The 21,548-nt window shown below is 60.1% G+C and carries 18 protein-coding genes; all 18 read left to right on the forward strand.

Annotated elements, in window-relative coordinates; all coding sequences use genetic code 11:
* Positions 1–203: 203 nt before the first annotated feature.
* Positions 204–635 (forward strand): division/cell wall cluster transcriptional repressor MraZ, encoded by a 432-nt coding sequence (gene mraZ, locus ACWTV1_RS00580; protein WP_100389094.1) that lies wholly within the window; start codon positions 204–206, stop codon positions 633–635.
* A gap of 99 nt (positions 636–734) precedes the next feature.
* Positions 735–1,688 carry a 16S rRNA (cytosine(1402)-N(4))-methyltransferase RsmH gene (gene rsmH, locus ACWTV1_RS00585; RefSeq protein WP_498503714.1) on the forward strand — a complete coding sequence of 318 codons (954 nt, stop codon included), beginning with the start codon at positions 735–737 and terminating at the stop codon, positions 1,686–1,688.
* Positions 1,685–2,308: a cell division protein FtsL gene (gene ftsL, locus ACWTV1_RS00590; RefSeq protein WP_498503715.1), complete on the forward strand. Its 624-nt coding sequence runs from the start codon at positions 1,685–1,687 to the stop codon at positions 2,306–2,308. Before rsmH ends, ftsL begins: the two co-directional genes overlap by 4 nt.
* 28 nt (positions 2,309–2,336) lie before the next feature.
* A complete protein-coding gene (locus ACWTV1_RS00595) occupies positions 2,337–4,070 on the forward strand; it encodes a peptidoglycan D,D-transpeptidase FtsI family protein (RefSeq protein ID WP_498503716.1) in 1,734 nt (577 codons plus the stop codon).
* Between the two features lie 35 nt (positions 4,071–4,105).
* A complete protein-coding gene (locus ACWTV1_RS00600; RefSeq protein ID WP_498505010.1) occupies positions 4,106–5,509 on the forward strand; it encodes a UDP-N-acetylmuramoyl-tripeptide--D-alanyl-D-alanine ligase in 1,404 nt (467 codons plus the stop codon).
* Positions 5,506–6,603, forward strand: a complete 1,098-nt coding sequence (gene mraY, locus ACWTV1_RS00605; RefSeq protein ID WP_100389089.1) for a phospho-N-acetylmuramoyl-pentapeptide-transferase — start codon at positions 5,506–5,508, stop codon at positions 6,601–6,603. The genes ACWTV1_RS00600 and mraY overlap by 4 nt, the downstream gene beginning before the upstream one ends.
* A complete protein-coding gene (gene murD / locus ACWTV1_RS00610) occupies positions 6,588–8,132 on the forward strand; it encodes a UDP-N-acetylmuramoyl-L-alanine--D-glutamate ligase (RefSeq protein WP_498503717.1) in 1,545 nt (514 codons plus the stop codon). Before mraY ends, murD begins: the two co-directional genes overlap by 16 nt.
* On the forward strand, positions 8,089–9,483 hold the full coding sequence (gene ftsW, locus ACWTV1_RS00615; RefSeq protein ID WP_498503718.1) for a putative lipid II flippase FtsW: 1,395 nt from the start codon (positions 8,089–8,091) through the stop codon (positions 9,481–9,483). Before murD ends, ftsW begins: the two co-directional genes overlap by 44 nt.
* Positions 9,480–10,574 carry a UDP-N-acetylglucosamine--N-acetylmuramyl-(pentapeptide) pyrophosphoryl-undecaprenol N-acetylglucosamine transferase gene (locus ACWTV1_RS00620; RefSeq protein WP_100389086.1) on the forward strand — a complete coding sequence of 365 codons (1,095 nt, stop codon included), beginning with the start codon at positions 9,480–9,482 and terminating at the stop codon, positions 10,572–10,574. The genes ftsW and ACWTV1_RS00620 overlap by 4 nt, the downstream gene beginning before the upstream one ends.
* Positions 10,571–12,019, forward strand: a complete 1,449-nt coding sequence (gene murC / locus ACWTV1_RS00625; protein WP_498503719.1) for a UDP-N-acetylmuramate--L-alanine ligase — start codon at positions 10,571–10,573, stop codon at positions 12,017–12,019. Before ACWTV1_RS00620 ends, murC begins: the two co-directional genes overlap by 4 nt.
* Positions 12,006–13,073 carry an FtsQ-type POTRA domain-containing protein gene (locus ACWTV1_RS00630; RefSeq protein WP_498503720.1) on the forward strand — a complete coding sequence of 356 codons (1,068 nt, stop codon included), beginning with the start codon at positions 12,006–12,008 and terminating at the stop codon, positions 13,071–13,073. Before murC ends, ACWTV1_RS00630 begins: the two co-directional genes overlap by 14 nt.
* Before the next feature lie 174 nt (positions 13,074–13,247).
* Complete coding sequence (ftsZ, locus tag ACWTV1_RS00635) at positions 13,248–14,405, forward strand: cell division protein FtsZ (protein WP_498503721.1); 1,158 nt, start codon at positions 13,248–13,250, stop codon at positions 14,403–14,405.
* A gap of 5 nt (positions 14,406–14,410) precedes the next feature.
* Positions 14,411–15,097 carry a YggS family pyridoxal phosphate-dependent enzyme gene (locus tag ACWTV1_RS00640; RefSeq protein WP_498503722.1) on the forward strand — a complete coding sequence of 229 codons (687 nt, stop codon included), beginning with the start codon at positions 14,411–14,413 and terminating at the stop codon, positions 15,095–15,097.
* A gap of 36 nt (positions 15,098–15,133) precedes the next feature.
* Positions 15,134–15,604 (forward strand): cell division protein SepF, encoded by a 471-nt coding sequence (locus ACWTV1_RS00645; protein WP_498503723.1) that lies wholly within the window; start codon positions 15,134–15,136, stop codon positions 15,602–15,604.
* Between the two features lie 43 nt (positions 15,605–15,647).
* Positions 15,648–15,941 carry a YggT family protein gene (locus ACWTV1_RS00650; RefSeq protein ID WP_498503724.1) on the forward strand — a complete coding sequence of 98 codons (294 nt, stop codon included), beginning with the start codon at positions 15,648–15,650 and terminating at the stop codon, positions 15,939–15,941.
* 127 nt (positions 15,942–16,068) lie between these two features.
* Positions 16,069–16,896, forward strand: a complete 828-nt coding sequence (locus ACWTV1_RS00655; RefSeq protein WP_498503725.1) for a DivIVA domain-containing protein — start codon at positions 16,069–16,071, stop codon at positions 16,894–16,896.
* 141 nt (positions 16,897–17,037) lie between these two features.
* Positions 17,038–17,958 (forward strand): RluA family pseudouridine synthase, encoded by a 921-nt coding sequence (locus ACWTV1_RS00660; protein ID WP_100389078.1) that lies wholly within the window; start codon positions 17,038–17,040, stop codon positions 17,956–17,958.
* A 67-nt stretch (positions 17,959–18,025) separates the two neighbouring features.
* A complete protein-coding gene (gene dnaE, locus ACWTV1_RS00665) occupies positions 18,026–21,544 on the forward strand; it encodes a DNA polymerase III subunit alpha (protein WP_498503726.1) in 3,519 nt (1,172 codons plus the stop codon).
* Positions 21,545–21,548: the final 4 nt, after the last annotated feature.

Raw genomic sequence — 21,548 nt, forward strand, 5'->3', positions numbered from 1 at the left:
TCCTTTTTTTGTGCCCTGAACAGGGTTGATTGCTCCCCAACGTGGAAAATTGCTCCATTTCCCTCCACCCCGGAAATCCTTGTATTTACTGGTATCTGTGGATAACTTTCACGCAACTTCGTCGAAAACCTTAGATATGTGGTTGAAAGTGGAGTAAAGTGGAGGCAACCAGAATCCGGGCCGGAGATTGAGGGGAGGGCGCCGTGTTTCTAGGCACCTACGCCCCCAAGCTCGACGACAAGGGCCGCATCATCCTGCCGGCGAAGTTTCGTGAAGAACTCGCCTCCGGTGTTGTGGTCACTCGTGGCCAGGAACGGTGCCTGTACGTCTTCAGTCAGCGCGAATTCGAAGTGATGCACGAAGCGATCCGCAAAGCTCCCGTAACGAGCAAGCAGGGTCGCGACTTCTTGCGTCTGTTCCTTTCGGGCGCAAATCAAGAGACGCCGGACAAACAACACCGCGTCACCATCCCTGCCTCGCTTCGCGAGTACGCCGGGCTGGGGCGAGACCTGACTGTCATTGGTGCGGGTAATCGCGCTGAGATCTGGGACACCGAAGCCTGGAACAACTACTACGAGGCCACCGAGGCCGACTTCGCCAACACCACCGAGGAGGTGATTCCGGGACTCTTCTAGCTCTTCGACGCTGACTCCCAGCCGAACGCCCTGATTTTCTTCCCCGATATCAGGTCGAATCGGATGGGGATCAGCATCCAAGAACTAGGCCCTTACGCCATGGCTGACAACACCATCCACACCCCAGTACTCCTTGAGCGCTCGATTGAGTTGCTCGCGCCGGCACTGAACGCTCCGGGAGCAGTTCTTGTTGACGGAACCCTTGGCATGGCCGGTCACGCGGAGGCATTCCTCCAGCGATTCCCCGACCTCACGCTCGTGGGAGTCGACAGAGATGAGGATGCTCTTGCTATCGCTCGACGCCGGCTTGAGCCTTTCGCTGGCCGCACGCACTTTGTTCATGCTGTCTACGACGAGATTCCGCAGGCACTCGATTCATTGGGAATCGCGTCAGTCGAAGGCATCTTCTTTGACCTCGGCGTCTCATCCCTCCAGCTCGATCGCGTTGAGCGGGGCTTCTCTTATTCTCAAGACGCTCCGCTAGACATGCGAATGGATGCCTCGACGTCGGTAACGGCCGAGCACATCCTTGCGACCTACAGCGAACTTGAATTGCGCCGCATCTTCTATGCGTATGGCGACGAGAAGCTCGCTCCTCGATTCGCGAGCAAGATCGTTCAGTTCCGTGAACAGCAGCCGCTGACAACGTCTGCCCAATTGGTTGAGTTGATCATCGCGGCTACTCCTGCCGCTGCACAGCGTGCCGGCCACCCGGCTAAGCGAGTTTTTCAAGCCCTCCGTATCGAGGTCAACCAAGAACTTTCGGTTCTGGAGCGCGCTATCCCCGCTGCGGTCAATTCTTTGGCGCTGAACGGTCGAATGGTCGTTCTGGCGTATCAGTCGCTAGAAGACCGAATCGTGAAACGCGAATTGCAGCGTCGTTCACGCTCAACGGCGCCGGCGGGATTGCCCGTCGAGCTTCCCGAGCACAAAGCAGAACTCAAACTCCTGGTCCGTGGCTCCGAACAAGCCAGCCAAGAAGAGCAAGACCTGAACCCGAGAGCAAAGCCCGTACGACTGCGAGCGATTGAACGAATGCGAGTCACCTCATGAGCACTAACCTCGCTTATGCACAGCCACAACCGCTGCACCGTCCGTCGGGGCGCCCCTCACACATCGAGATCGTCACCACGACGAAGGCCCAGCGCAAAGCACGCCCGCGCATGCTCTATGCCGTTGTCACCGTTGCCAGTTTCTTCGTGATCCTTGCCGCCCAGCTGTTGCTGAGCATTGTCGTCACGCAGGGTGCGTACCAGATCGACTCTTTGCAGTACGAGCAGAAGGTTCTCATCCGCACCGAGCAGAGCTTGCTCGAGTCGCTGTCCTTGCAGTCGTCTTCGCAAAACCTTGCCGCCCAAGCTGCGGGCTTTGGAATGGTTCCTAACGCGACGCCGTACTCACTTGATATCACCGACGGATCCGTTTTCCGTTTGCCGGGCAGCGCGGATCCCACTGGCTGTGGCGGAAGCTGTGGCCTAGTCGGCAACACGTTGCTATCAGGTGTCCCCTTGGTGAGTGCAGAAGCAGCCGCGGCTGCAGAAGCCGCAGCGAAAACTGCGACTACAACTGCTGCGACCGTTGGTGCTGGCACGTCGGGCACTGCGGCGGCCGCGGCAGAGACCGCCGCGCCAGAGCCCGCCAATAACGCGATTCCTGCTCCTGTCACGCGATGATTGAGGTGAACCCTCTGGGGGAGGACCGATGAAACCACGCTCTACTCGCGCTCGAGTGTCGTTCGTTGTCCTCACCGTTGCGGTGTTGACTGCGATTTTCATGGTGCGTTTGATCGATCTGCAGATCGTGCAGGCCGAAGCGCTGAATGCCGAAGCTGACACCAAACGCACCCTCACCAAAGTCACCTATGGCACGCGCGGAGACATCGTCGACACGCGTGGTGCCGTGCTCGCCGACAGTGTTGAGCGCTTCGACATCGTCATCTCGCCCCGCGTGACTTTGCTGCGGCAAGACGCCTCAGTGGTTGTTCTGGAAGACCTGAAGAAGATAACGGACATCATCGGGGGAGACCCCAACGAGATGCTCGCAATGATTTTGGAAAACCCAGAATCAGACTTCGAGTATCTCGCGAAAAGCATCACTCTCGAGCAGTATCAAGCCGTTGCCGACCTAGGGATCTCGTGGCTCTACTACGAGCTCAATCCGGAGCGCAGTTATCCCAACGGAGAAATCGCCGGCAACCTCGTGGGCTTCATCGGTACAGATGGACCGCAGGCCGGAGTCGAACTGACTGCGGACGAGTGCCTCGCCGGCACCGATGTCGAAGCGAGTTATGCCCGTGGTGAAGACGGTGTTGCTCTGCCGGGCAGTGCCGTAGAAACGCTCGCGCCGCAAGACGGCGGCACCCTCGCGCTGTCAATCGATCGTGACCTCCAGTTCTACGTGCAGCAGCGGATGGCGCAGACCGCCGAATCTCTCGGTGCGACATGGGCGACCGGTGTTGTTATGCGCGTCAGCGATGCCCACCTGCTTGCCGTGAGCGATTGGCCGACGGTTGATCCCAACGATGTCAATCTTGCTGACCGCGGAGCCTTGGGCTCGCGTGCGTTCAGCACCCCGTACGAACCAGGATCAACGGTTAAAGCATTGACCGCGGCATCCCTCATCGACGCGGGAGTGGCCAACCAGCGAACGCAGGTTGTTTCGCCCTACGCGCTTGAGCTCACCAACGGTGGCGGCGTTATCAGCGACTCGTTTTATCACGAGGACCAACGCCTCACCCTTGCGGGTGCGCTGGTCGAGTCCTCGAATACCGCGATTGCGCAGTACACCGATTTGCTCGACGCTGCCACCCGCCACGACTACCTCGAAAAGTTTGGCCTGGGGCAAGCGACGGGCATCGGCTTTAACGGTGAATCGAGTGGAACCCTGTACGACGCGGCCGACTGGGACGCTCGCACCAACTACGCCGTTCAATTCGGTCAAGGTCTGAGCACGACATCCATTCAGATGGCGAGCGCGTATCAGGCGCTCGGCAACGACGGAGTCCGCCTGCCTCCGGTTCTCGTCGAGAGCTGCACGTGGCCAGACGGTACGGTCACTGATACGCCGTCGACCGAAGGCACGCGAGTCATCTCCGAGACCGCCGCGGAACAAACTCTGCAGATGATGGAGATGGTGTACAGCTCGAGTGGGTCAGCCCCGAATCTTGAGATCCCCGGTTACCGCGTCGCTGTGAAGAGCGGAACGGCGCAAGTGGCTGAGAACGGTGCTTACGTGGGGAAAGTTGTAATCTCCTACGCTGGCTTAGCTCCAGCAGACGACCCTGAGTACATTGTGATCGCGACTGCCGGGATCCCGGATAGCATATATTCCGGCGCCATCGCCTCGACGTTCCGCGACATCATGGCCCAAACGCTCACCACCTACCGTGTTACCCCCTCAAGCACATCAGGGCCGGATCTGCCGTTGCGTTGGTGAGTTCCCCCGCGTTTATCAACCCTGGAGCACCCCACGTGATCGAACTGAGTTTTGCCGAGATTGCCACCGCCGTCAGCGGAGAACTGAGCGACGGCAGCGACGGTCAGCGGCGACTCCCAGCCAGCAGCGTCCAGACCGATTCGCGTCTGAACACTCCGGGGTCCATCTTCTTTGCGCTTCGTGGCGAAACGACCGACGGACACCTCTTTGCCGCTAAGGCTGTCGAGAACGGTGCCGCTATCGTCATCGCTGAGCGCCCTCTTGAACTCGACGTGCCGCAGATCATCGTGAGCAACGGCGTCGCCGCCCTTCAAGCTCTGGCACGGTTCGTCGTTGCTTCGGTGCGCAACAAGGGCGACCTCCAGGTAGTCGCTGTAACCGGTTCGAACGGTAAGACGACGACAAAGAACATGTTGCGCACGATTCTTGAGCGCAGCGGCGAAACCGTGGCACCCCAGGGCTCGTTCAACAACGATGTGGGTGCTCCCATCACTATGTTGGGCGTCACCGACTCCACGCGTTATTTGGTCGTCGAAATGGGTGCCGACGGCATTGGCGACATTGCTCGTTTGCAATCGGTCGTAATGCCCGATGTCGGCATTGTTCTCATGGTTGGCCTCGCCCACATCGGCAAGTTTGGGGATGCCGCGGCCACGGCCCGTGCCAAATCCGAGATGGTCTCCAGCCTTCCTGCTATCGCGACAGCCGTATTGAACAGTGATGACGGCCGCGTTAAGGCTATGGCGCAGCAGACGGACGCGAAGGTGGCGTTCTTCGGGCTCGACTCCTCCGCTGAGATCTGGGCCGACGACATCCAAGCGACCGCGAAGGGCACCGCCTTCGACCTGCACGTCGACGACACGGTAGTGCCGGTACAGTTGCGCATCCTGGGCGAGCATCACGTCACTAACGCCCTAGCGGCGATCACTGCGGCCCGAGCGTTGGGCGTTTCGCCAACCGATTCGGTAGCCGCGTTGGAGTCGATTGACCGCGCTGAGCGCTGGCGCATGGAGCTTCTGGAAGCTCCCGGTGGCATCACCGTCATCAACGACGCCTATAACGCGAGCCCCGACTCTATGGCGGCTGCGCTCAAGACCCTTGTTCAGGTCGTCGGGCCGAACAATCGTTCCGTCGCCGTACTCGGGGAGATCGCTGAGCTGGGCGACTACGCCAATGAAGAGCACGACCGCATCGGTCGCCTGATCGTTCGATTGAACGTGCAGAAGCTGATCGTGGTGGGCCACGCAGCCCGTCACATCCATAACGCTGCAGGTCTCGAAGGTTCGTGGGATGGAGAGTCGGTACTCGTCGATAGTGTCGAAGAGGCATACGCTGTGCTGCGTGAAGAACTGCGAGAGGGCGATGTGGTGTTGGTGAAATCGTCGAACTCTGCTGGCCTACGGCACCTCGGTGACCGGATTGCTGAGGTGACCGTATGATCGCTCTGCTCATTGCGGCGGGATTCTCTCTCGTCTTCACCCTTCTGCTCACGCCGATGTTCATCAGGCTCTTCGTCCGTTTGAAGTGGGGTCAGTTCATTCGTGACGACGGCCCCGAGAGTCACCACACCAAACGTGGAACGCCTACGATGGGCGGAATCGTCTTTATCTTGGGCGCGACGATCGGTTACTTCGTCGGTCATTGGGTCGCGAGCGAGCCGGTGACGCTTTCAGGCCTTTTGGTGATCTACCTCATGGTGGGCCTCGGCCTCATCGGCTTCATCGATGACTTCATGAAGACCCGCAAGCAGCGCAGCCTTGGATTGGGCGGCTGGTCTAAAGTGGCCGGCCAGGTCATCGTGGCTGCAGGTTTCGCCGCTCTTGCGTTGAACTTTCCGGACCCGGGTGGCTTGACGCCAGCGTCATCGATGATTTCGGGCATCCGCGACATCCCGTGGCTTGACCTTGCGACGTTCGGCGTTGTTGCCGGCGCCATCCTGTTCGCTATTTGGGTGACGCTCATCATCGTGAGCACCTCGAACGGTGTCAACGTCGCTGACGGGCTCGACGGTCTTGCGACGGGGTCGGCAATTTTCGCGATCTCCTCGTACATTGTGATCGGGTTCTGGCAGAACAACCAGTCGTGCAGCAACCCCAGCATCGACCGCGAAGTGCTCTACAAGTGCTACGAAGTGCGTGACCCGCTAGACCTCGCGATCATCGCTGCCGCTATTGCCGGAGCGCTCATCGGATTCCTCTGGTGGAACACGTCGCCAGCTCAGGTCTTCATGGGAGACACCGGCTCGCTCGGTCTCGGTGGCGCACTCGCTGCTCTCGCCATCATGAGCCGCACCGAACTTCTCCTCGTGCTCATCGGTGGTCTCTTCCTCATCGTTACCGGTTCAGTAATTTTGCAACGCGCTTACTTCAAGATCACCGGTGGAAAACGTATCTTCCTGATGAGTCCACTGCATCATCACTTCGAGCTCAAAGGCTGGGCCGAAGTCACCGTTGTGGTGCGCTTCTGGCTTATTGCGGCGCTCTTCGTCGCTGCCGGTGTCGGAACCTTCTATCTCGAATGGATCAATCAGTAGCTGTGCGTGACCTCACTTCGTTCACCAGTTGGAACGCAGCGTGGAGCGAGCTCCGCGTTGCCGTACTCGGGCTGGGCGCAACAGGCTTCTCTGCGGCAGACACCCTCACCGAGCTGAAAGCTGACGTACTGGTGATCGCGGATGCAGCATCCGAGAACCGCATCGAAATGGCGCAGGTCATTGGTGCCACGCTCGCGCTCGGCGGTAGTTCAGAGGCTCAAGTCGCCGCGCTAGCAGCGCATACCCCCGATGTCGTGATCGTTTCTCCGGGCTACCCTCTCGACCACGCTCTGTTGGCGTGGTGCCGCGAGAATAATGTTGCCCTGTGGACCGAGATCGAACTCGCGTGGCGTTTGCGCGACAAAACGGGCACTCCCGCCGAATGGATCGCGATCACGGGAACCAATGGCAAGACCACCACGGCGCAGCTGACCGCTCACATCCTGACAACCGCAGGTTTTCGCGCAGGCGCCGTCGGCAACATCGGCATTCCCGTTCTCGATGCGATCCGCTATCCCGATGGCTTCGACTTTCTCGTGGTTGAACTCTCGAGCTTCCAATTGCACGGGATGCCGCGCGACGGCGTCGGTGCAATCTCGCCTCTCGCTAGCGTGTGCCTCAATTTTGCGGACGACCACCTCGACTGGCATGGCTCGCGGGACGCGTACGCCGCAGCGAAAGCAACGGTTTATGCCAACACGAAGGTCGCGGCGGTCTATAACCGAGCAGTCGTCGAGACTCAGGCGATGGTCGAAGACGCCGATGTCATCGAGGGATGCCGGGCAATCGGCTTTGGCCTCGACACTCCGGGGCCCAGCGACTTCGGAATCGTGAGCGACATTCTGGCTGACCGTGCGTTCGGAGACGACCGTCACAACGCCGCGCTCGAGCTTTTCACACTCGACGAACTGCAGCAACGTCATCTCGCTGCGCCTCACATGGTCGCTAACATTCTGGCTGCTAGTGCGCTCGTGCGCGCGGCCGGGGTGAGCGTCGAAGCGCTGCGCGCTGGAGTTGCGAGCTTCGAGATTGATGCGCACCGTAACCAGGTCGTGCTCGTGAGTGGGGGAGTGACGTGGATCAACGATTCCAAAGCGACCAACTCGCACGCCGCCAGCGCTTCCTTGTCCGCCGCAGACCCTGTGGTGTGGATTGTGGGCGGGCTGCTGAAGGGCGTGGACGTTGCGCCACTCGTGGCCAAGCACGCGCCACGACTCAAAGCAGCGATCGTGATTGGTAACGACAGGCTGACAATCCGGGCGGCATTCGAGCGACACGCGCCCCAGATTCCGGTCTTCGAGGTCGACGCGACTGACACTAATCACGTGATGCCGCGCGCCGTAGAGATGGCGCACGGGATCGCTTCAGAAGGCGACACCGTCTTATTGGCGCCGGCAGCGGCATCCATGGATCAGTTCAGTGGTTATTCGGATCGCGGAGAAAAGTTCGCAGCAGCAGTGCTCGAACGAGTAGGAGGAAACGACGATGGCGCCTCCTCAGCGACCACAACGGCCCCCACGGTCGACTAACTCAGCGCCGCAGCCTCGACAGGCTCCCGCCGCGAAACCCGCGGCGTCGACTGAACCCTCCGACAAGCCGGTCGCCGCTCGCGTACCCGTCAAGAAGATCTTCTCGGCACAGTCGAGTGACTTCTTTTTGCTATTCGGCACCACGTTGTTCTTGGTCATTTTTGGCCTCGTCATGGTGCTCTCGTCGTCCTCAGTGGAGTCGTACGCTGCCGACCAAGGATTCTTCGGCAGCTTCTTGCGCCAGACCGCATTCGCCCTCATCGGAATCCCGCTCATGCTCGTCGCCTCGCGCGCCCCGGTACGATTCTGGAAGCGCTGGGCTCTTCCCGGGCTCATCCTCGGCGGAGTACTGCAACTTCTCGTGTTCGTTCCTGGTATCGGTTGGGGCTACGGCGGAAACCAAAACTGGATTCAGATCGGGTCGTTCAGCGCGCAACCATCGGAGTTCGTCAAGGTCGCAGTCATCGTGTGGGTGGCATGGGTGCTCTCCACAAAGCAAGATCAGCTCGGCGACTGGAAACAGGTGCTGCTGCCCGTTGGCCCGGTGGCCGGCGCCGCTATTGGGTTCGTGCTGATCGGAAACGACTTGGGAACAGCATCCATCATGCTGCTCATCGTTTTCTCCTGCCTTTTCTTTGCCGGGGTGAAGCTGCGCTTCCTCGCTGTGGGCGTAGTCGTCGTTGCGCTAGGCGCAATCATGTTCGCAACCACAAGCGGGTCTCGCACCTCGCGAATCGGCGTGTGGCTTAACGGTTGTACTGAACTCGACTACCAAGACACGTGCTGGCAAATCGAGCATGCTTATTGGGCGCTTGCGGGTGGCGGCCTCTTTGGCCGGGGTCTTGGCAACTCGGTCGCCAAACGAGGTTGGCTGCCTCACGCCGACAGCGACTATGTTTTCGCCATCATCGGTGAAGAACTTGGACTTATCGGCGCCGTCGTTGTGCTCCTCCTCTTCGTCACGCTCGCTGTCGCATTCGTGCGCATTATCCGCTCGACGAACGACAGCTTTGTGCGCATCACCACAGCCGGTGTAATGGTGTGGGTCGTTGGTCAAGCCTTCGTCAACATCGCTGTAGTGCTTGGTGTTCTCCCCGTTCTGGGAGTACCGCTGCCACTAATATCGACAGGTGGCTCGGCGCTCATCGCCACGCTGCTCGCTATTGGCGTTGTGCTCTCTTTCGCCCGCGCTGGCAACAAGCCGGGGGCTTCGACGCCACGCCCGGCCGCAACCTCTGGCAAGCCAAAGGCTGCAGGCAAGGGGGCTGCCGCGGTGCAGGAAGCTCCTGTACAGTCGCCCGCGGATCGTTCACGCATGTTGGCCGCAAATCGAGCTCGAGGACGTCGATGACCACGTATTTACTGGCGGGTGGCGGCACAGCCGGCCACGTCAATCCCTTGCTCGCTGTCGCCGAACGCATTCGTGTGCGTGAGCCCGAAGCTGAAGTGTTGGTCTTGGGCACCGAAGAAGGGCTTGAGGCGCGTTTGGTGCCCGAGCGCGGTTTCGAACTGCTCACGATTGCGAAGCTCCCATTCCCGCGTCGGCCCAACCGTGCCGCGCTGAAGTTTCCTGCTCGCCTTCGCGCAACGATCGACGAAGTGGTCGAGATCATCACCGAACGTCAGGTGGATGTTGTCATCGGTTTCGGCGGCTACGTCGCTGCACCCGCCTATCTGGGGGCGCGCAAGGCCAAGATTCCGCTCGTTATCCACGAGGCAAATAGCCGTCCGGGCATTGCCAACCGCCTGGGATCGTTTTTCACCCCGTTCGTTGGTACTGCTTTCGACCGCACGCCCATCCGTGGCGGCGTGGTCGTAGGAATGCCGTTGCGCGCAGAAATCGAGACACTCGATCGTTTCGCCGCCCGCACCGAGGCTGACCCGTTCTTCGGGCTCGACCCCCAGAAGCCGACGCTGCTCGTGACGGGCGGATCCTCAGGCGCCAAGCGCATCAATGACACGATTGCGGCGTCAATCACCCGCATTCTCGGCGCCGGCTGGCAAGTGCTCCACATCACGGGGGAGTACCGCGATGCCGTGGAGGACCCTCAACTCCCCGGGTATGTGGTCGTCAAATATTGCGACCGGATGGAACTGGCTCTCGCGGCTGCGGACCTGGCGATCGCACGCGCAGGCACCTCGACGGTGGCGGAGCTCACTGGACTGGGCATCCCGGCAATCTATGTTCCTTACCCGGTCGGCAACGGCGAGCAGAAGTACAACGCTCGCACCGCTGTAGATGCGGGCGCCGCCATTCTTGTCGCGGACAGCCAGTTTGTTCCCCAGTGGGTGAGCTCCGAGCTCGTGCCCATGCTGCGTAAACGGGCACTCATCGCTGACATGGCAGCCCGCGCATCCACGGTGGGTTCTCTTGACGGAACCGACCGGATGCTCGAGCTCGTCGATCTGGCCCTCTCGCGCGATCTACCATTGACATCATGATCTTCCCCGATTTGTCTATGCCGCTGCCCGGACCCTTGCGCTCGGCGCACTTCGTCGGGGTGGGTGGCTCAGGAATGAGCGGAATCGCCCGCATGTTCTTGGATGCCGGAATTACGGTGACAGGCTCAGACCGCGCAGCGAACGCCAACGTCGAGTCGCTGCGCGCCGCCGGCGCCACAATTGCTATCGGGCACAACGCCGCAAACCTCGGTGATGCTGAGGCTCTCGTCTACACGGGTGCGCTCTGGCCCGATAACCCTGAGTACGTCGCTGCGGTTGAGCGCGGCATCCCGGTTCTGCACCGTTCCCAGGCCCTAGCGTGGCTGGTCGGTAGCGATCGACTGATTGCTGTTGCGGGCGCACACGGCAAGACAACGTCCACGGGAATGATTATCACCGCGCTCCGTGAACTTGGTGCATCGCCGAGCTTCGTCAACGGCGGCATTATCCAGGGATTGGGTACGAGCTCGGGCTCAGGCACCGATGACATCTTTGTTGTCGAAGCCGACGAGTCCGATGGCTCGTTCTTGCTGTACTCCACAGCGATCGCCCTCATTACGAATGTGGACGCCGATCACCTTGACCACTATGGCTCGCACGAAGCGTTCGATGACGCGTTCGTTGAGTTCGCTGCCAAGGCGACGGAAGCAGTGGTGGTGTCGAGTGATGATGCTGGAGCGGTGCGCGTAACTCAGCGCCTTGAACACGACAACGTCGTCACGTTCGGTGAAGCGGCGGATGCCACGGTTCGCATTCACTCGATTACGTCTCAAGGGCCGGTGGCCTTCACGATCGTTGTCGACGGTCGCGAAGAGCGAGTTCAACTCGCCGTCCCTGGCCGCCACAACGCCATAAACGCCACGGGCGCCATTGCCGTGCTGATCGGGCTTGGCCACGAGCTGGGCGCTGCTATCGATGCGGTTTCCACTTTCGCGGGTACTCAGCGCCGCTTTGAGCTGCACGCGGTGGTCGATGGCGTCAGTGTGTACGACGACTACGCCCACCACCCCACCGAGGTGGAAGCCGCGCTGAGTGGGGCTCGCAGCGTTGTCGGCGAGGGGCGATTGATTGCCGTTCACCAGCCGCACTTGTTCAGTCGCACGCGCGATATGGCATCCGAGTTTGCCGAAGTGTATGAGCGACTTGCCGATCACACGGTAGTGCTCGATGTTTTCGGAGCGCGCGAAGACCCGATTCCGGGAGTCACCGGCGAGCTCGTGTCATCGCGCTTTGTTGACTCGACGCGCGTTGATTTTGTTCCCGATTGGGAGTTGGCCGCGCAGCGCGTCGCCGAGGTCGCTCGCGAGGGCGACATCGTGATGACGTTGAGCTGTGGCGATGTGTATCGCATCATTCCGCAGCTCATCTCCGCAATCGATCGCCGTTCCGGCGGGGCTGGGCACGCCGCGCCCGGGGCAGATCAGGTGCCGAGTGAAGAGGCCTGAAGGATTCGATAAGGCTGCGCAACAGCCCGACCCCGCATCGGCAAAGCCACGTCGTAAGCGCGGTGCTGCCGATTCGGGTGCAACAGGTGGCGACAGTGCGGTTTCCTCGAAGAAACTGCGGGCGTCGCGTGCGCCGAAGGTCAGTTCTCCCACCGCCACGCGCGCCCCAGCGCCGAGTGCCGCGCGCGAGGCGAGCACTCCGACCGCCGTGAGGAAAGCACCGCGCACTCCACGGGAGCCCAGCCGTTTTCGGCTCAGCCGCGCAGAACCGAGTCCTGATGTGGTCGCCAAGCGGCAGCTTCGTCGTGCCGCGCGCGATCGACGACGGGCAGAGAAGGCTGAGCTGCGTCGATTCACTCGTCGAGCTCGCACTCGCAAATACACGCTGCTCTCGATTGCAGCTCTTGTCGCTGTTCTCCTCGGGCTCATCGCGGTCGCTGTTTTCTCGCCCATTTTGGCTCTGCGCACCGTGATCGTCGACGGCACGAACCGTATTGATCCTGCTGAGATCCAAGCAGCGGTAGAGACTCAAGAGGGAACGCCGCTCGCGCTGCTCGACTTTGACGCCATCAATACCGAGCTCTCGGTATTCCCTTTGATCCGCAGCTACGTGACCGAAATCGTGCCCCCGGATACCCTTCTGGTTCACATCGTCGAACGTGAGCCGATCGGTTCGGTAAAAATCGACGGAGTCTTCACTCTCGTGGACCCGGCCGGCATTACGATCCAGGAATCGGCCGAGCGCATCGCAGGTGTTCCGCTCGTCGACATCGGGGGAGCGGATACGGCTAGCCCCGCATTTGCGGCGGTCACTGAAGTGTTGCTCGCACTGCCCGCTGATCTTCGTGCTCGCGTGGAGAGTGTGTCAGCGACAACGAAGGACGACGTGTCGTTCGTGCTTTCCGGCGTGGGCCAGCGTGTGGTGTGGGGAAGCGCAAGCGACTCGGCGCGCAAGGCTGCGCTGCTCGAAGCTCTCATTTCTCAGCGGGATCCTGCCGAGGCCGGCGAGTTCGATGTATCGGCTCCCAGCAACGGAATTTTCCGTCCCAGCTAGCGCCGCGCCTTTGGTGCGGTGCGCTGTGCCCCGATTTGGCTGAACACTTTCCGACACGCGGCTCACGGTGCATCCGTGTGGGGCGCTATCCGCATACTCTCAACAAAAGAAATACATACTGAGCATAACTTTAAACCTCAAGTCGAGGTTGATAGTTTCCAGTGGAGGCCGAAAGTGACATCAAACCAGAACTACCTCGCAGTCATCAAGGTAGTCGGCATCGGTGGCGGTGGCGTGAACGCCGTCAACCGAATGATCGAGCTCGGCCTGCGAGGCGTCGAGTTTATTGCGATCAATACCGACGCCCAGGCGCTGCTTATGAGCGACGCCGACGTGAAGCTTGACGTCGGTCGCGAACTAACCCGCGGACTTGGAGCCGGCGCTGACCCCGAGGTCGGCCGTCGTGCCGCCGAAGATCACGCCGAAGAGATCGAAGAAGCACTTGCGGGTGCTGACATGGTCTTCGTCACGGCCGGAGAGGGTGGTGGAACCGGTACCGGTGGCGCCCCCGTAGTCGCCCGTATCGCTAAGTCGATCGGTGCACTCACGATCGGTGTCGTTACGAAGCCCTTCGGCTTCGAGGGCAAGCGCCGTTCATCTCAGGCCGAAATCGGTGTCGAGACTCTCAAGAACGAGGTCGACACCCTCATCGTCGTTCCCAACGATCGCCTTCTCGAGATCAGCGACCGTGGCATCAGCATGCTCGAGGCTTTCTCGACCGCTGACCAGGTGCTTCTCGCCGGCGTTCAGGGCATCACCGACCTGATCACGACCCCGGGTCTGATCAACCTCGACTTCGCCGACGTCAAGTCGGTTATGCAGGGTGCTGGTTCTGCGCTGATGGGCATTGGCTCATCACGCGGGGCCGACCGGGCCATAAAAGCGGCTGAGTTGGCTGTTGCCTCCCCGTTGCTCGAAGCCAGCATCGATGGAGCGCACGGTGTGCTGCTCTCCATTCAGGGCGGATCCAACCTCGGTATCTTTGAGATCAACGATGCCGCGCGTCTCGTTCAAGAGGCCGTCCATCGTGAAGCCAACATCATCTTCGGTGCCGTCATTGACGACACTCTCGGTGATGAGGTGCGCGTAACGGTGATCGCTGCCGGCTTCGACGGGGGAGAGCCCTCGGCTAAGCCCGTAGAAGGTCGTCGTACGAACTACGTTGTGCCCGAGCCCCCGGCCGAGCACATTGCAGCGGATGACTCCGCGTCGACGAGGGACACTGACTGGAAGTCGCAGCCGAGTGTCGTTCCGGCAACGCCGATCGACCGCAGCTTTGACGATGACGACGAGAACGACAATGATCTCGACGTTCCTGACTTCCTGAAGTAGTCACGATGGTCGACCTAACTCCGTTGGGCGAACGACTTGCAGAGGTCGACGACAGGATCGCGGATGCCGCACGTGCGGCATCCCGCGATCTGTCGTCCATCACTCGCATCGTAATCACCAAATTCCACCCAGCGAGTCTCGTGCGCGAGCTGCACGGGCTTGGTGTTTGTGATGTCGGCGAGAACAGACATCAGGAGGCGCAAGCGAAAGCAGCTGAACTGGCTGATCTCGACTTGCGATGGAATTTCGTTGGCCAGCTCCAAAGCAAGAAGGCACGGCAAGTTCGTGCCTACTGTCAATCGATTCATTCTATTGATCGTGATTCGCTCATTACCGCCCTGGCGAACGATGAGGCCGAGACGCCAATTGATGCGTTCGTGCAGGTCAATCTCACTGATGACCATGGTCGCGGTGGCGTTGTCGCGGCTGACCTTGAGGCCTTCGCCGATCGTGTCGCCGCGGCTCCAGGGCTCCGCCTGTGCGGCATCATGGGCGTCGCTCCCTTAGGCGAAGACCCGCGGCCGGCGTTCGCCGCGTTGAGGGGTCTCTCCGAGCGCGTGCAGCTGCAGCATCCGGATGCCTCTGCCCTTTCGATGGGCATGTCTGGCGACTTCGTCGAAGCGATCAGCGAAGGCGCGACACACCTACGCATTGGCACGGCAATCACGGGAAATCGACCCGACCATGGTTAATCTCGAAGCAGAAGCTTCACCATTCGGAGGATTATCATGGCCAACCCACTGCGCAAGACAATGGTCTACCTCGGCCTCGCCGATGAGGACTACGAGTACGAGCAGGGAACGACTGCGCCAGCCGCGCCGGTTGCCCCTGTCGCAGCAGCACCGGCTCCAGCGAGCTCTAACCGCGCGCCGGTTACCCCGTTGCGTCGTGCTGTGCCCAGCACTGCGGAGGCAGAGATGAACGAGATTTTGACGGTGCACCCGCGCCAGTACAAGGACGCTCAGCTGATCGCGGAAAACTTCCGTGAAGGCATCCCCGTCATCATTAACCTGTCGCAGATGAGTGAGCCGGATGCGCGTCGCTTGGTCGACTTCGCTAGCGGACTCTCACTCGGTCTCTACGGCAAGATTGAGCGTGTGACGAGCAAGGTCTTCCTGCTGTCTCCCGCCCACGTTGCTGTCAGCGGCGAGCAGGCCGAGGTCGAGTCCGACGTCGACGCCTCCTTCTTCGGCCAGTAGCCCGCTGCGCGGCGGGCCCTTCACAGCCCGCTAACCTAGAGGGGTGAATCCCGTTTCTGTTATTGCCCTGGTGGCTTACTACGCCATCACTTTGTTCATGTTTACGATGTGGGCGCGATTCATCCTCGACCTCGTCGTCGTTTTTGCTCGAGGATGGCGCCCCAGCGGCGTCGGTCTTGTGCTTTCCGAGCTTGTCTTCACGATTACTGATCCTCCGATCAAGGCGGTCCGCAAGATCGTGCCAATGGTGAGAATCGGCAACGGAGCGCTCGATCTATCGTGGATGCTCGTCATGCTCGTGTGCATAATTCTTACCTCCATATTGCGGGGCTTTTAGAACTAGCGACTGCCGATGTACTCTTGTCAGAGAGCATGCGGCAACTAATCAGGTTCCGTCAGTACGATCGTGACGCGAATGTTGAACGTTGTGTATACGTTGAAAGAAAGTTTTAGAGGTGGCGGCAATGGCTTTGACTCCAGAAGACGTGGTCAACAAGCGGTTTGAATCAACAAAATTCCGTGAGGGATACGACCAAGATGACGTCGACGATTTTCTCGACGAGGTCGTTGTTGAGTTGCGCCGACTTAACCAAGAAAATGACGAGCTTCGTCAGCGCTTGAGTGCGGCTGAAGCTCGGGCGACTGAACTTCAGCAGTCCGCCGGTAGCGCAGCTGCCGCGGCTCCTGCGCCGGCAGCAATTGCTGCTCCGGCTCCCGCTGCAATCGAGAGTGCGCCGGCTCCGGCCGTCGCCGCTCCCGAGCCTGTGTCGTCAGTTCTTGACGACGCGAGCAGCACCAACAACCTTCTTCAGCTCGCGCGTCGTCTCCACGAGGAGCACGTCCGTGAGGGTGTGCAGAAGCGTGACGCTCTCATTGCTGAGGGTCAGGCGTCCGCCGCTGAAATCGTGGCAGAGGGGCAGGTATCTGCTGCCGAGATTCTCGCCGAGAGCAAGTCGGCTGCGGCTGAGATCACTGCTCAGGTTGAGGCTAAGCAGCGCGAACAGCTCGGAGTTCTCAAGCAGGAGCGCGAAGCTCTCGAAGCTCGCATCGAATCGCTGCGTAATTTCGAGCGCGAGTACCGCGAGAAGCTCAAGAGCTACATCGAAGACCAACTGCACGAGCTCGACTCGTCGAGCCTCGTCACCGCCGGTGGTCCTTCGCTTCAAGAGTCCGCTCAGCAGGGTCAGGCTCCGGTCTCGCAGCCCTCTGGTCACCTCACCCCCGAAGACTTCGCTGCGCCTCAGTCGGCACAGCAGCCTCCGGCCAGCTTTTCGGGTTTCTCCGGTAGCTAGTTTTTCTGCAGTGGCCGTCAGTCGGTCGGTGCGAGCTTAGGCTCCACCGCCGCTGGCGGCTTTTGCTGTGTTCGCACCCCAGTCGGCGAAGCCGGGGGAGTCTGGCGTCACACCGTTCGTCATAACTATCAAGGAGCATCAGTGGAAACTCGAAGCTTGCCGGTTCCCGAGGGCCTCGCGGGGCAACGGGTTGATGCCGCTCTCGCCAAGTTGTTGGGGTTTTCCCGTACTTTCGCTGCTGAGGTAGCTGCCGGTGGTGGCGTCACCATGGACGGTTCGACGGTGGGCAAGTCCGACCGGCTCGCTGCCGGTGCATGGCTTGAGGTGTCGTGGGTATCAAAGACCGAGCCGCAGATCGTGCCAGTCGTGCTCGACACTCTGGGCATCATCTATGACGATGAGCACATTGTCGTGATCGACAAGCCTGCGGGTGTTGCCGCGCATCCTTCCATCGGTTGGGACGGCGTCACTGTTCTCGGTGCTCTTGCGGGCGCCGGCTACCGGATCTCCACCTCGGGTGCGGCTGAACGCGCCGGAATCGTTCACCGCCTCGACGCGGGCACGAGTGGACTCATGGTCGTTGCGAAGTCTGAAATCGCCTACACGGCGCTCAAGCGTGCGTTCCACGACCGCGAGGTCAGCAAGATTTACCACTCCATCGTGCAGGGACATCCCGATCCGCTCGCCGGAACTATCGACGCACCGATCGGTCGTCATCCGGGATCGAGTTGGAAGTTCGCAGTCGTTGCCGGCGGCAAAGACTCGATTACTCACTACGAGACACTCGAAGCATTTCCCTCGGCGGCGCTTGTTGAAGTGCACCTCGAAACAGGGCGAACGCACCAAATTCGTGTTCACATGGCCGCACAACGGCATCCGTGCGTCGGAGACACCATGTACGGCGCCGATCCCACTATCTCGTCTCGACTGGGGCTCACGCGCCAGTGGTTGCACGCTCACAAGCTGGGATTTGCCCATCCTGCCACGGGCGAACAGGTCACGTTCGAGTCGCCGTATCCGGCCGACCTTCAGGCCGCACTTGAGGTGCTTCGGGCCGACTAGGGCGCGTCAGTTAGAGTCCGTCTGGGGTGCTGGCTTAGGCTAGATTTCGAAAGAATTCGGAGTGTCTGTGGCTGCTAATAACGACTCGTTTGTGCATTTGCACGTTCACAGTGAGTACTCGATGCTCGACGGCGCTGCCCGCGTCGGACCGCTGTTGGATGCCGCTGTCGAGCAGGGAATGCCTGCAATTGCAATCACCGACCATGGCAACATGTTCGGCGCCTACGACTTCTGGAAACAGGCAACGGCCAAAGGTATCAAGCCGATTATCGGTACGGAAGCCTACGTAACACCGGGTACGGCACGCGGCGATAAGACCCGAGTTCGTTGGGGTCGTAGCGACCAAGCTCGCGACGATGTTGGTGGTAGCGGTGCCTACACCCACATGACGTTGCTTTCTCAAAACAACGAGGGAATGCATAACCTCTTCCGTCTCTCGTCGCGCGCCTCCATCGAGGGTTTCTATTTCAAGCCCCGTATGGACCGTGAACTGCTGAGTCAGTACTCCAAGGGCATCATCGCCACCACGGGTTGCGTCGGTGGCGAGGTGCAAACCAAACTCCGCTTGGGGCTCTACGACGAGGCGCGTCAAGCGGCCGCTGAGTTCCAAGATATCTTCGGCAAAGAGAACTTCTTTGCCGAAGTCATGGATCACGGCATCGACATTGAGCGACGCACGATGCTCGATCTCATCAAGCTCGCTAAAGAGCTCGATATGCCGTTGCTGGCCACCAACGACCTGCACTACACGCATGCTCACGATGCCACCGCTCACGCAGCGCTGCTGTGTGTACAGTCGGCCTCAACGCTTGACGACCCCAACCGTTTCAAGTTCGACTCCAACGAGTTCTACCTCAAGTCGGCAGCAGAAATGCGTTCGTTGTTTCGCGAGCATCCCGAGGCGTGTAACAACACTCTGTTGATCGCTGAGCGCAGCGAGATTAACTTTGAAGGCCGTGACTTGATGCCGCGCTTCCCGGTTCCCGAAGGGGAGACCGAAGCGACCTGGTTTGAAAAAGAAGTCGCGCGCGGCATGAATAAGCGCTTCAACAACGCGCCATCCGAAGCGCATTTGGCGCAAGCCAAGTACGAAGTCGATGTTATTCAGCAGATGGGCTTCCCCGGCTACTTCCTCGTGGTTGCCGACTTCATCCAGTGGGCCAAGTCGCAGGGTATCCGTGTGGGACCTGGTCGTGGCTCCGCTGCCGGTTCCATGGCCTCCTATGCGGTCGGGATCACCGAACTTGACCCGCTCGCGCACGGCTTGATTTTCGAGCGGTTCCTCAACCCTGAACGTGTCTCGATGCCCGATGTCGACGTCGACTTCGACGATCGCCGACGCGGTGAAGTGATTCGCTACGTCACCGATAAGTACGGCGACGACCGAGTAGCTCAAATTGTCACGTATGGAACGATTAAGGCCAAGCAAGCGCTGAAAGACTCGGCGCGCGTGCTGGGTATGCCGTATTCGGTGGGCGAGAAGCTCACCAAGGCGATGCCTCCGGCCATCATGGGTAAAGATATTTCGCTCGGTGATGTGCGCAACAAGGACGCTGCGCGGTACAAAGAGGCCGCCGACATCCGGGGCATTGTTGATACTGATCACGAAGCCGCGAAAGTGTTCGAGACCGCTGTTGGCCTTGAGGGGCTGAAACGCCAATGGGGAGTTCACGCCGCCGGTGTAGTCCTCTCGGCTGAGCCACTGCTCGATGTGCTGCCGATCATGCGCCGAGAAGATGATGGCGCGATCATCACTCAGTTCGACCAGCCACCGCTGGAGAGCCTTGGCCTGATCAAGATGGACTTCTTGGGTCTTCGAAACCTCACGGTTATTGAAGATGCGCTCAAGATGATTGAGGCCAATACCGGGTCCCCGCTCATCATCGAAGATCTCGATCTGGATGCGGACCAAAAGACCTATGACTTGCTTGCGCGAGGAGACACCCTCGGCGTATTCCAGCTCGACGGCGGGCCAATGCGTGCCCTGCTCAAGCAACTGAAACCCACCAACTTCGAAGATATTTCTGCGGTAATTGCCCTGTACCGTCCAGGTCCCATGGGAATGAACTCGCACACCAAGTACGCGCTTCGTAAGAACGGTCTTGAAGGCATCGATGCCATTCACTCCGAGCTTGAAGAGCCCCTGCGCGAGATTCTTGGCACAACATTCGGCCTGATCGTGTACCAAGAACAAGTGATGTCGGTTGCCCAAAAGGTTGCTGGCTTCAGCCTCGGTCAAGCCGACGTTCTGCGCCGCGCCATGGGTAAGAAGAAGAAGGAAGAGCTCGACAAGCAGTTCCTCGGCTTCGAAGCCGGCATGCAAAACAACGGCTACAGCAAAGAAGCCGTCAAGGTGCTGTGGGAAACGCTCATGCCGTTCGCCGACTACGCCTTCAACAAGGCGCACAGTGCGGGCTACGGCGTTCTCAGCTATTGGACTGCCTATCTCAAGGCCAACTACCCGGCCGAATATATGGCGGCGCTTCTCACCAGCGTCGGCGACTCCAAAGACAAACTCGGTATGTACTTGAGCGAGTGTCGGCGCATGGGCATCAAGGTGCTGGCGCCAGACGTCAATGAGTCGACCGTCAACTTCACCGCCGTCGCCGGCGACATCCGCTTCGGCCTCGGTGCAGTGCGTAACGTCGGTGCCGCCGTCGTGGAGCAGATTGTGCGCGCGCGCACCGAAAAGGGTCGTTTCGAGTCGTTCCATGATTTCTTGCGCAAGGTATCGATTCAGGTCGCCAACAAGCGCACCGTGGAGTCCTTGATCAAGTCGGGAGCGTTCGACTCCTTGGGCGCAACGCGCCGCGGATTGCTCGAAATTCACGAGGGTGCTTGCGACTCCGCGGTGAGCCTCAAGCGCAATGAGGCGAACGGTCAAGTTGATCTCTTCGGGGGAATCTTCGATTTCGACGAGGATGACGACGGTGATCCTGACCGCCCGGAATGGTCGAAACGCGACAAGCTGGCCTTCGAGCGCGAGATGCTCGGGCTCTATGTCTCCGATCATCCGCTGTCCGGCCTCGAGCTTCAGCTTGCCAAGCATCAGGACTTTACGATCACCGAGGTGTTGTCGGGGGACGCGGTCGCCGATGGCGAGCACGTTTCCATTGCTGGTCTCGTGACGAGCGTGCAACATCGAGTTGCCCGCAACAGCGGAAATCAGTACGGCATCGTCACGGTAGAAGACTTTGCGGGCGAGATCGACGTTATGTTCTTGGGCAAGACGTATCAAGAATTTGCACCTGGGCTAGTCAATGACTCCATCGTCGTGGTGCGCGGTCGAGCGAGCGCACGTGACGACGGCATGAACCTTCACGCCGTGAGTATGTTCTCGCCTGATCTAGGGCCCAGCTTGGGCTCGGGGCCGATCGTGCTCACGGTGAAAGAACAACGGGCAACGACGGATGTTGTGTCGGGCTTAGGCGAGGTTCTCATCCGGCACGCTGGTGATGTCGAAGTGCGCTTGCGCCTCGTTCGCGGCGATGTCGCGCGGGTGTTCGAACTCCCATACCGAGTAAAGGTCTCCGCTGATCTCTATGGCGAAGTGAAGTCTCTGCTGGGGCCGGGTTCGCTCGGCTGATTGC

The organism is Salinibacterium sp. VpJ6 (assembly GCF_059767345.1).

What these genes read in the sequence shown, in the direction of transcription:
- rsmH (WP_498503714.1), top strand. Translation starts at nt 735, where the DNA reads ATGGCTGACAACACCATCCACACCCCAGTACTCCTTGAGCGCTCGATT.
- ftsL (WP_498503715.1), top strand. Translation starts at nt 1,685, where the DNA reads ATGAGCACTAACCTCGCTTATGCACAGCCACAACCGCTGCACCGTCCG.
- ACWTV1_RS00595 (WP_498503716.1), top strand. Translation starts at nt 2,337, where the DNA reads ATGAAACCACGCTCTACTCGCGCTCGAGTGTCGTTCGTTGTCCTCACC.
- mraY (WP_100389089.1), top strand. Translation starts at nt 5,506, where the DNA reads ATGATCGCTCTGCTCATTGCGGCGGGATTCTCTCTCGTCTTCACCCTT.
- murD (WP_498503717.1), top strand. Translation starts at nt 6,588, where the DNA reads ATGGATCAATCAGTAGCTGTGCGTGACCTCACTTCGTTCACCAGTTGG.
- ftsW (WP_498503718.1), top strand. Translation starts at nt 8,089, where the DNA reads ATGGCGCCTCCTCAGCGACCACAACGGCCCCCACGGTCGACTAACTCA.
- ACWTV1_RS00620 (WP_100389086.1), top strand. Translation starts at nt 9,480, where the DNA reads ATGACCACGTATTTACTGGCGGGTGGCGGCACAGCCGGCCACGTCAAT.
- murC (WP_498503719.1), top strand. Translation starts at nt 10,571, where the DNA reads ATGATCTTCCCCGATTTGTCTATGCCGCTGCCCGGACCCTTGCGCTCG.
- ACWTV1_RS00640 (WP_498503722.1), top strand. Translation starts at nt 14,411, where the DNA reads ATGGTCGACCTAACTCCGTTGGGCGAACGACTTGCAGAGGTCGACGAC.
- ACWTV1_RS00645 (WP_498503723.1), top strand. Translation starts at nt 15,134, where the DNA reads ATGGCCAACCCACTGCGCAAGACAATGGTCTACCTCGGCCTCGCCGAT.
- ACWTV1_RS00655 (WP_498503725.1), top strand. Translation starts at nt 16,069, where the DNA reads ATGGCTTTGACTCCAGAAGACGTGGTCAACAAGCGGTTTGAATCAACA.